This window comes from Methyloterricola oryzae, from assembly GCF_000934725.1.
GTDB lineage: Bacteria > Pseudomonadota > Gammaproteobacteria > Methylococcales > Methylococcaceae > Methyloterricola > Methyloterricola oryzae.
Genome location: NZ_JYNS01000016.1, coordinates 91751 through 101642, shown reverse-complemented (window position 1 = coordinate 101642; position 9892 = coordinate 91751). Strand labels below are relative to the sequence as shown.

Genomic DNA, 9892 nt, shown 5'->3' with positions numbered 1-9892 from the left:
TCCGCCGGGTTGAACGGCTGGTTGGGTCGAATGCCGTACATGGGGTCGAAGGGATGGCGCGGCTTGATGCCCTGGCGCAGGAACACGTTCTCCTCCCCGGTGAGCATATAGGACACAGTCACATTCCAGGCCTGGTCGGTGGTGTTGGTCTCGGCGACGTTCACGCTGCGGCCGTTGACCGTGCTCTGGCTGGCCAGGTCCTGGCTGGACAGGGCATATTCGCCCAACAGCTGGAACGGCCCCCAGATCCAGTAGCCCTGGGGATAGACCCGGTAGTGCACCCCGTCCGCCCGCGCGGCGTTGGCGTAGCTGAAGATGCCGTTCAGGCCCGGACTCTGGTAATTGGAGAGCTTGTCGTCATTGGGCTCGCCCCAGGTGCCGGCCACGCCGAGCCCTAAGCCTTCCAGGGGCTCGATGCCGCTGTGCAGAAAGGGATGGGCGAAGATACGGCCCTGGAATTCCTTGGAGTCGTTGGTGTCGCTGTCGATGTTGCCGTTGTTGCGCGAGCCGTTGAACACACCCACCTGGTAGCTGAAGAACTCCGGATACATGTACAGCGGGAAGCTGCCGGCAGGGGTCTGGTTGCGCTCCAGCTTGCTGAAATCGGTGGCGTAGCCCGGCTTGTCGAACTCCCCGTGCAGCATGAAGCCCACGTCGCGGTTGGGGGCCAACTGGGTGGGGAAAGCGCGCTCGACGAAGGTCAGGGCCGAGGCGCTCTGCAGCCGCTCCAGACTCACCGGCGCCTTGAACTTGCCCGCGGTCAAGCTGGCTTCGCGGAAGTAGCGCAAGTCCGCATAGGCGTCGAACAGCCGCGTGGTGCCGCCGGCGAAATCCGGCATGATGCGGTAGTCGAACCACTTCCACACCGTGCCTTCCAAGATCGGACGCACGCGGCGCAGGGTGAACTGATCGGGCAGGGAGTCGCCATTGGTATTGCCGGCATCGCCGCCCTTGCTGTCATCCACGAAGAAGCGCCCATCCGCCTGGATCAGCGCCCGCATGTACATGATGAAGTTCTCGTCCTGGGACACCACCTTCAGCCCCTGGGTGCCCAACTCGACGTTCTTAGGAAAGCTGGCCCATTTGGCCTTGCTCTCTTCCTTGTCCACCTCGAGCTTGCGCTCCAGCAGCTTGACCTTCTGGTCCACCTGCTTGAGGGTCTGCTTGTCCGCCTCGGCCACCGCCGGGGCCTTCGGCGCGGGAGCAGCCGCCGCACGCGCCTCGCTCTGCTCCAGGCGCTTTTCCAGCTGTTCCAGGCGCCGGGTCAGCAGCTCGATCTGGGCGTCTTTGTCGCCAGAAGATGGGTGGCTCTTGGCCTCGGCCACGCCGCCCGCCAGAACCCCGTGGAAGGCGGTGGCGACCGCTATCGTTTTGATCGTGTTCATTGCATTTCCTGAGCAATCCGGGGCGTTTCCGGGGAACCGGTCAACGAGCCGCAATGGGTCTTGTACCGCCAGAGGTCTGGTAGGTGGGTGTTCGCAATCCGCAAAAAGAGGCGGGCATCGCCCGCCATCAAGGGCCTGCAAGAGGAGAGCGGATTGGTTTAACGGGAAGGCGAGGACAGCTCGAGGCGTACTTTCTCCCGGCGCTCGATTTGCACCACGCGACCGTCGTGCACGATGATTTCCACCGAGCCGTAACGCAAACCATGCAAGGATTCCAGAATGCTCTGGACGGCCTCGGAATTCGCCTTTGCCTTACCGGAATAAGCTGATTGCTGAGTCATCGCCTCGTCTGTCCAAATTCCCAACTGTCTTGGGAAAGCACTATAGCGGTGACGATGAAAAATAAAAAAGAATAAAAAAGAAGAAGCTTATGCGCAGAATGGAATAAAAAAGAGAGTGGGCTCGCTCAGAGCTTGTGAAAAATCGCAGCGAGCGGCCCAAGTGCGGGTAGCCCGGAGCAGAGAAAACGCAGGGTACGTCGGCTACATGAGGATTGACAAAACACATCCTGTGCTTTGCATCTTCGATGTGCTCCGCGCCCAAATCGTCTCCCGGCCGATTTGTCCGAGCACCGCGCGACGCAGCCATCGGGCCGCGCAGTGGATCTTTTCACAAGCCCTCAGATATAGCCTGTTTCGATGACCGGAACGACCCAATAGTGGAGGCCTGCACCTGCGAATTCACTCCGCAATCGCTCGAGCAACTGGGGCAGCTGCGTGGCCGTAACCTGAACCTGGAAACGGATCTGCTTCTTGCGACCCACCACCTCCTCGAACAGGCTCATGCCTTCGTGCACACTGGAGTGGCCATAAACCGGGAAACTGGTGAACCCATCGGGCCCTGCGAATTGCAGCAGCCAATCCACCACACTGCCTTCGATGGCGGGAGCAACGGTAAAGTTGAGCTGATAGTGCTGATGCATGTTCATGGCTCGCGGGCCGCTCAACCGAAGCGGCGGTAAAGGATGGGCAGCAGGATGAGGGTGAGCAGGGTGGAAGTGACCAGCCCGCCGATCACCACCACCGCCAGAGGACGCTGGATCTCGGAGCCAGGGCCTGTGGCGAACAACAGCGGAATGAGGCCAAAGGCCGCGATACTCGCAGTCATCATGACCGGGCGCAGTCGCCTCAGGGAGCCGACGATCACCACCCGCGCCTTGTCCATGCCAAAGGCCCGCAACTGGTTGAAGTAGCTCATCATCACCACGCCATTAAGCACCGCGATCCCCAGCAGAGCGATGAAGCCCACGGAGGCGGGAACCGAAAGGTATTCGCCCGACAACCACAGGGCGAACACCCCGCCGATCATGGCCAGAGGGATATTGGACAACACCAGCACCGCCTGCTTGACCGAGCGGAAGGTCGAGAACAGCAACAGGAAGATCAGGCCGATGGCCACCGGGATCACCAGGCTCAGACGGGCAGCGGCCCTTTGCTGGTTCTCGAACTGGCCACCCCACTGGATGTAGTAGCCTTGCGGCAACTGTACCTGGCTCTCCACCGCCTTCCGCGCGTCGGCCACGAACCCCACCAGATCACGCCCCACCACATTGGAACGCACCACCGAAAAACGCTGGCCGCGCTCCCGGGACACCGCCACCACGCCTTCCACCCTCTCGATCCGGGCAACGGCGGAAAGCGGCACGCGCTGGCCGTCGGGCAGCGTCACCTGCAACGCCGAAAAGTCGGCAGCCCCTTCGCCACCGCGGAGCAATAAAGGCGTCCGCCGGATTCCTTCCTGGACGATGCCCAGCTTGAGACCCTCGATCTGCGAGCGCAGCATCTCCTCGAGATGGTCGCCCTGCAGTCCGAGACGTCCCGCCGCCAGGCGGTCGATTTCGACCCGCAGATACTGCATGCCCTCGTTGCGCGCGGTGAACACGTCGGAGGCCCCCGGCACCTTGCGCATCGCCTCGGCGATTGACTCCGCCTTGGCATTGAGCACGGCCAGCTCGGGCCCGTAAAGCTTCACCGCCACATCGCCGCGCACGCCCGTCAGCATTTCGGTCACCCGCATCTGGATGGGCTGGGTAAAACCGAAGGCGATGCCGGGGATCGTCTCGATCACCCGCCGGATGTCATCGATCAGCCCCTCCTTGCTGTCCATCCGCCATTCCTCCTGCGGCTTGAGGATCAGGAAGTTGTCAGTCTCGTTGAGCCCCATGGGGTCCAGGCCGATTTCGTCGGCGCCAACCCGCGACACCATGCGCGTTACTTCCGGAACATGTTCCAGTACGGCCTTCTGGATGCGCATATCCAGGCGCACCGACTCGTCCAGATTGATGGAGGGCAGTTTCTCCACCTGCACGATGATGTCGCCCTCGTCCAGGGTGGGCATGAAGGTCTTGCCGATCTGCGTATAGACCGCGGCGGTCAGCAACAGCAGAACACCGGCCACGCCCAGGATGATCCTGCTGTTTTCCAGGGACCAGCTCAGCGCGGGCTCGTACAGGCGATGCAAGGTGCGCGGCAGCCAGGGCTCGCCATGATCCGCCCGTTTCAGCAGGAAGGAGGCCATCACCGGCACCACGGTCAGCGCCAGCAAAAGCGATCCGCCCAGGGCGAAAACGATGGTCAGCGCCACCGGCGTGAACAGCTTTCCCTCCAGCCCCTGCAGAGTCATCAAGGGCAGGAACACGATGATGATGATGAGGATGCCCGAGGTCACCGGCGCCGCCACCTCGCGGGTAGCCCGGTAGATCACGTGCAGCCGCGGCAGGCCACTGTTTTCGCGCTCCTTGCCGAGCGCCGTGGCGATGTTTTCCACCACCACCACGGCGGCATCCACCAGCATGCCGATGGCGATGGCCAGGCCGCCCAGGCTCATGAGATTGGCCGAGAGACCGAACTGGCGCATCATGATGAAGGTGATCAGGGCGGCTAGAGGCAGGATGCAGGCCACGGTGAACGCGGCGCGCAACTCGCCCAGGAACAGCATCAAGAGCACCAGCACCAGCACCACCGCTTCGGTGAGCGCCTTGACCACCGTGTGGACGGCGCGCTCCACCAGCCCGCTGCGGTTGTAGAACACATGGGCAGTGACGCCCTGGGGCAAAGCCGGAGCAATCTCCTTGAGCTTCTGCTCCACGCCTGCCACCACCTGCCGCGCGTTGGCCCCGCGCAGGCTGAGCACCAGGCCCTCGGTCACTTCTCCGCGTCCGTTCTGGCTGACGGCGCCGTAGCGGGTCAGGGCGCCAATCTTAGCCTCGGCGACATCGCCCACGGTGATGGCCACCCCGTCGCGGGTATCCACCACCGTCGAGCGCAGGTCATCGAGATTGCGAATCCGGCCCTCGGCCCGCACCAACAAGGCTTCCTCGCCTTCGGCCAGCCTGCCGGCGCCGTCGTTGCGGTTGTTCAACTGCAATGCCTGGATGAGGCGGTCCATGGTGACGCCGCGGGCGGACATGCGGCCATTGTCCGGCACCACTTCGAAGCTACGCGCCAGTCCGCCCAGGGTATTCACGTCGGCGACGCCGGGCACGGTGCGCAGGGCCGGGCGGATGACCCAATCCAGCAGGTTGCGCCTCTCCATCAGGTCCAGGTCGCCGCCCTCCACGGTGAACATGAACATCTCCCCAAGGGGGGTGGTCATGGGCGCGATCCCGCCTTCCACCCCTTGCGGCAGGTTGCCCCAGACGCCGTTGAGGCGCTCGGCGATCTGCTGCCGTGCCCAGTAGATGTCGGTGCCCTCCTCGAAATCGATGGTGATGTCGGTCAGGGCGTATTTGGCGATGGAACGCAGCATGACCTGTCGCGGTATGCCCAGCAGTTCCACCTCGATGGGCGCGGTGATGCGGGCTTCCACCTCCTCCGGTGTCATCCCCGGCGCCTTGACGATGATCTTCACCTGGGTCGGCGACACATCGGGAAAGGCGTCGATGGGCAGATTGATGGCGGCGTAATAGCCGCCCCCGGCTAGCAGCGCCACCCCGAGCATGACCAGCAAGCGCTGGGTCAGGGCGAACTGGATCAGGCGCACCATGATCACTCCTCCGACCCCAAGCCCACCCAACTGGCCTTGAGTGCGGCCACGCCTTGAACCGCGACTTCGTCGCCGGCGTTCAGGCCGTCGTGGATAAGAACGTAGCGATCATCGCGGCTGGCGACAGCCACCGGGCGCACGTCGAAGCCCTGCGGCGTGCGCACGAAGACGTAGTCCTTGCCCTCGTGGGCAAAGATCGCCGCGGCGGGCAGCCGGAAGAGCTGGTCGGAACTCGCGTGCATCAACTGCACATTGACATGCTGACCGGGCTTCAAGGCCTCCGTGTGGCCTTCGATAACCGCCCGCACCATGGCGCTCTGCGTACCGGGATTGACGCTCTGGCCGACGTGGGTGATGCGGGCGCTCAAACCTGTCCCGATGATCTCCACGCTGTCGCCCAGTTGCACCTCGCCCAGACGCTCCGTGGGCACGTCCACTTCGAGCCACAATTGCTCCAGCTTGCCCACGCGGAACAGCGGCGCCAGCAGATCCACGCGCTGGCCGGTCACCACGAAGCGCTCCAGCAGCACCCCGTCGATGGGCGAACGTACCGCGATTTCGTTGCTCAAGCGCCGTGCCTTCTTCAACTCGCGGATATCCGCCTCGCTAAAGCCCGCCGTAACCAGCATCTGCTCGGCCTCTCGCAGGCCCATGGCCAGCCGGTCATAATCGCTCTTGGTTTCCTGATAGCGGATGCTGGCGATGATGCCCTCCGCCAGCAAAGTCCGGTCGCGCTGGAGCTTGGCCTCCGCGAGGTGCGCCGCATTGGCGGCGTCCAGCACGTTCCGCTGCAAGGCGACCAGCTCGGGACTGCGGATCTGGGCCAGCACCTGGCCACGCTTCAGATTGACGCCCAACGCCACTTCGACCTTGCCGACAAACCCCGGCTGCGGAGCGCTGACCAGGAATTCGTCATAGGGCGGCAATTGCACCCGCGCCGGCGCCCGCATCAGGGGCTCCCGCCGGGTCATCTCCGGCTTCAGGCTGCGCACCCCGATGTGTTGCGCCTGCTCCGGCGTCAGATGGACTCCGGTTTCCAGGGACCACACTGGGAGGGAATAGAAGCTGGCGATCAGCCCGATGAGCAGCGGAATCCGCTTCATGGCACCACCCCCACCACCTGGTTATAAAATGCGGTATCCCGCTGCAGCAGGATCGCCCGTTCCGCCGCATCGCGGATGGCGGCCTGGGCTGTCGCCTGGATCTTGAGGTAATCGATCAACGGTATCTCTCCGGCCTCAAAGGCCAAGCGGCTCATCTTGAGCTGGGTCTCGGCGATGGTTTTGCGCTCGTCGGCAATCACCAGGGTCGCGCGGTCCACCTCCAGGTTATGCTCGGCCTCGTGCAGGGCTTTCTCCAACTGGCGCAGCAAGGCGCCGCGGTCCGCGATCTTCTGGGTCAGGGCCACATTGGCCTGGGCCACGAAGGGCGCGTTATAGGCATCGCCGCCGATGGGCACCTGCAGCACCAGATTGGTGCCGTTGTTGAAGGATTCCTGCCGGCTGCCGCGGTCATGCTGAGTACCGATGAGGATGGACGGCTGATTCCCCTGCTTGGAAAGGCGGGTGTACTCCACTTCGGCCTGCGCTCTTTCGATCATCGCGTTGGCCGCCGCCACCGCCGGGTGCTGTTCGTGGATTTCGGTCGTGCCGCTGAGTTTCTCGGTAAAGGATTTGGGTGCCCGGGTCATGCGCGTCAGATTGGTATAAGCCTTGCGCGCATGCATCACCTCGGCCTCGGCCAGAGTGAGCAAGGACTTCTTCTCTAGGAGATCACTCTGCGCCAGCAGCAGATCCGCGCGGGCCAGGTCGCCCAGATCCACGCGGCGGCTCACCGCCGCAACCAGTTGCCGTGATACTTCGTAGACCTTCTGCGCCAGTTCGTGGCGGTTCTGCACCAGTTCCAGGTTCCATAGCGCATCACGCACCAGGCCCGCCACTTCGTGCTTCAATGCGCTGGAGAACAAAGCCGCGCTGTTCTCCGCATCCTGCGCCACCTGGCGGCTGGCGCTGCGCTGTCCCCACATCCAGATCGGGATCTGATAGCCGGTCTGGATTTCCATGAATCCACGGCCATTGAACACATGATCGTCGATCCATTGCAGGTAGATCATCGGGTAGCCAGCGACCAGGCTGTCGCTGCGCTGATGCAGGGCCTTGGCCTCGTCCTGGAGAGAGGTGATGACGGCGCCCTGGGGGTATTGCGCGAAGGTTTCGTCGATCACCTGGTGCAAGCTGAGGTGATCGTCGAGCACGAGGGGATCGAAGTGGCCGACAAGGGTGCCACCCTCGGACGCGCCGGCCAGGCAGCCATACATCGCGAAGAGCAGGGCCAAAGCCCCGCGGCGGATACCATTCATTCTTAATTCCTGAAGAGCCTTGCTTCCTGCACGGAATGCGGAAACCTAGGCCCTGGGTGCTAACACTGGCCCCCACAATAGCGCAGAAGCCCGATTCGGTCGGGTCGCGTCCATCATGGCGGCTTGGACCGGAGGATGGGACCGGTCAGGCGGGTGGGGCACGAGGGGAAGCGGCCGGATACGCACGATCCGGCGGCCGCACAAGGCCAGTCGGTGGCGGTCCGGTGTCCGAAGGCCCACCATGGGCGTAAAGCCATATCAACACCGGAACCAAGACAGCAGGCTCCGGGGAGTTTGGTGTGCGCGTAGCGTCCTGATCGAGCGGCAGCGCAGGCCCCAGGGCCACGACCACGTCCTGACCGCCGGGATCAAGCGCGGGCAGTTGCATCTGTGTGACGTCCTGACGCGCCAAGCCTTCCAGACCCGGCAGGTGCACGAGCCCGGGTGAGCGGCTATCGCCGCTATGGGCATGCACCAGAGGCCCCACCAACTGGGTGAGACTCAAAAAGGCAATGATCAGGATACGGGAAGCACGAATCATGCGGATGAATGAGCGCAATCGTTGCCAGACTGCCCGGCCAGTATAGGGCAAACGGCGGGGGCCTGTAAAAACGCAGGCCGCGCATGCGGCGCCATAGCGAGCGCCAACCTGTTTGTGGTAAAACTCACGTCAAACCCACAACCAAAGCAAGGGAGCCGCCGTCATGCCCGATCACATCTACAAGGTCTTGGAAATCGTTGGCTCATCGACCGTCAGCAGCGACGACGCCATCCGCAACGCCATCGAGAAAGCCAGCAAGACGATTCGGCACATGAACTGGTTCCAGGTCGTGGAGCAGCGCGGGCATATCGCCGACGGCACGGTGGCCCACTTTCAGGTGGTGCTCAAGATCGGCTTCCGCCTCGAAGACTGAAGCGAAAGCTGGCACGTCTCCGCAATCCCGCTATAAATCATGAAGATCCCCAACGCACGAATCTGCTTTCTGCTGGCTTTCCTGTTCTGCGGCGCCCTGCTCCTCAGCGCCATCTACTTCCAGTTCGTCGGCGGACTGGAGCCCTGCCCCTTGTGCATCTCCCAGCGCATCATGGTGCTGTTCGTGGCCCTGGTACTGCTCGCCGCGGTCCTGCACAACCCGGGCAGAGTGGGCACCAAGGTCTATGCCATCGCCGGCGCCCTGACTTCGCTGGCGGGCGCATCCATCTCGGGTCGCCATGTCTGGCTGCAGCACCTACCCAAAGAGGAAGTTCCGGCTTGCGGGCCAGGACTTGAGTACATGTTCAAGAACTTCCCCCTGGGCGACACCTTGCACGCCATGCTTACCGGCACCGGCGACTGCGCCGTGGTGGACTGGACCCTGCTGGGGCTGAGCATGCCCGCGTGGGTGCTGCTCTGCTTCCTCGGCCTTGCCGCCTTCAGCCTAGCGCAGTTCTGGAACCGGCCCGCCCGCGATTAGCTCAGACGCTGATGCAGGGGGCTCTTGCGCGGGAAGTGCGCGCGTAGGAATTCCATCTGGTCCGTCAGCACCCGACGCCCCTGCAAATAGACATACTCAGCGTGGGTCGGCGTGAAGGGGATGGCCAAGAGTTGCATGGAAGCCTGCTCCGGCGTCCGCCCCGCCTTGTGGTTGTTGCAGCGCTTGCAAGCGGTCACCACGTTGGTCCAAGCGTCGGCGCCCCCTTGGCTGATGGGCGTGATATGGTCCCGCGAGAGGTCCCGGTGATAGAAGCGTTGACCACAATACAGGCAATGATGATTGTCGCGGCGGAAAAGAGCGGGATTGTTCAGGGGAGGAACGTAATTGTGGTCGGCACTGTACCCACCGCCATGATGGCTGTAGGTGGCCAGGATCGAGTTGACCTCGATGATGCTCTGGCGCCCGGTAACGGAATTGATACCGCCCCTCAGCGTATAAAGCGTCGTGCCGCAGGTATAGGCCACCATGCCCAGATGATAGAGCTTGGCGGCCTCCTGGTAGCCGATCCATTCCAGCGGCATGCCGGACGCATCGGTACGCAGTACCTGTAATCGATCGAGTTCCATAGGTCCTCCCCAGTCAGGTTCAAGTCATCTTTCGCACTAATCAACACATAAAATGAATGGGCA

Annotated in this window: 10 protein-coding genes; 2 read left to right on the top strand and 8 right to left on the bottom strand. The window is 63.0% G+C overall.

The window, feature by feature from the left end:
• From EK23_RS17580 to EK23_RS23410, 7 genes are all read right to left on the bottom strand, one after another.
• On the bottom strand, positions 1-1385 hold a 1385-nt coding region (locus tag EK23_RS17580), incomplete at its 3' end, for a porin (protein WP_052808299.1).
• Between the two features lie 158 nt (positions 1386-1543).
• On the bottom strand, positions 1544-1726 hold the full coding sequence (locus EK23_RS17575; protein ID WP_045226704.1) for a YezD family protein: 183 nt from the start codon (positions 1724-1726) through the stop codon (positions 1544-1546).
• A 338-nt stretch (positions 1727-2064) separates the two neighbouring features.
• Positions 2065-2367, bottom strand: a complete 303-nt coding sequence (locus EK23_RS17570; protein ID WP_052808301.1) for a DUF3240 family protein — start codon at positions 2365-2367, stop codon at positions 2065-2067.
• Between the two features lie 20 nt (positions 2368-2387).
• Positions 2388-5429 carry an efflux RND transporter permease subunit gene (locus EK23_RS17565; RefSeq protein WP_045226702.1) on the bottom strand — a complete coding sequence of 1014 codons (3042 nt, stop codon included), beginning with the start codon at positions 5427-5429 and terminating at the stop codon, positions 2388-2390.
• Positions 5430-5431: 2 nt separating this feature from the next.
• Positions 5432-6532: an efflux RND transporter periplasmic adaptor subunit gene (locus EK23_RS17560; RefSeq protein ID WP_045226701.1), complete on the bottom strand. Its 1101-nt coding sequence runs from the start codon at positions 6530-6532 to the stop codon at positions 5432-5434.
• Entirely contained in the window at positions 6529-7788 is a 1260-nt protein-coding gene (locus tag EK23_RS17555) for a TolC family protein (protein WP_045226700.1), read from the bottom strand. Before EK23_RS17555 ends, EK23_RS17560 begins: the two co-directional genes overlap by 4 nt.
• A gap of 145 nt (positions 7789-7933) precedes the next feature.
• Complete coding sequence (locus EK23_RS23410; RefSeq protein ID WP_145998720.1) at positions 7934-8347, bottom strand: hypothetical protein; 414 nt, start codon at positions 8345-8347, stop codon at positions 7934-7936.
• Positions 8348-8492: 145 nt separating this feature from the next.
• Here EK23_RS23410 and EK23_RS17545 point away from each other — a divergent pair, with 145 nt between their 5' ends.
• Together EK23_RS17545 and EK23_RS17540 are read left to right on the top strand one after the other, a co-directional pair.
• Positions 8493-8702 (top strand): dodecin, encoded by a 210-nt coding sequence (locus tag EK23_RS17545; RefSeq protein ID WP_045226698.1) that lies wholly within the window; start codon positions 8493-8495, stop codon positions 8700-8702.
• A 39-nt stretch (positions 8703-8741) separates the two neighbouring features.
• Positions 8742-9242, top strand: coding sequence for a disulfide bond formation protein B (locus EK23_RS17540; protein WP_045226697.1), 501 nt, complete (start codon positions 8742-8744; stop codon positions 9240-9242).
• Here the strand turns inward: EK23_RS17540 and EK23_RS17535 are convergent.
• The gene (locus EK23_RS17535) at positions 9239-9829 is read right to left on the bottom strand and encodes an HNH endonuclease (protein WP_045226696.1); all 591 of its coding nucleotides are present in this window, start codon (positions 9827-9829) and stop codon (positions 9239-9241) included. The genes EK23_RS17540 and EK23_RS17535 overlap by 4 nt on opposite strands.
• Between the last annotated feature and the right edge of the window lie 63 nt (positions 9830-9892).

What these genes read in the sequence shown, in the direction of transcription:
- EK23_RS17555 (WP_045226700.1), bottom strand. Translation starts at nt 7,788, where the DNA reads ATGAATGGTATCCGCCGCGGGGCTTTGGCCCTGCTCTTCGCGATGTAT.
- EK23_RS17575 (WP_045226704.1), bottom strand. Translation starts at nt 1,726, where the DNA reads ATGACTCAGCAATCAGCTTATTCCGGTAAGGCAAAGGCGAATTCCGAG.
- EK23_RS17570 (WP_052808301.1), bottom strand. Translation starts at nt 2,367, where the DNA reads ATGCATCAGCACTATCAGCTCAACTTTACCGTTGCTCCCGCCATCGAA.
- EK23_RS17560 (WP_045226701.1), bottom strand. Translation starts at nt 6,532, where the DNA reads ATGAAGCGGATTCCGCTGCTCATCGGGCTGATCGCCAGCTTCTATTCC.
- EK23_RS17540 (WP_045226697.1), top strand. Translation starts at nt 8,742, where the DNA reads ATGAAGATCCCCAACGCACGAATCTGCTTTCTGCTGGCTTTCCTGTTC.
- EK23_RS17535 (WP_045226696.1), bottom strand. Translation starts at nt 9,829, where the DNA reads ATGGAACTCGATCGATTACAGGTACTGCGTACCGATGCGTCCGGCATG.
- EK23_RS17545 (WP_045226698.1), top strand. Translation starts at nt 8,493, where the DNA reads ATGCCCGATCACATCTACAAGGTCTTGGAAATCGTTGGCTCATCGACC.
- EK23_RS17565 (WP_045226702.1), bottom strand. Translation starts at nt 5,429, where the DNA reads ATGGTGCGCCTGATCCAGTTCGCCCTGACCCAGCGCTTGCTGGTCATG.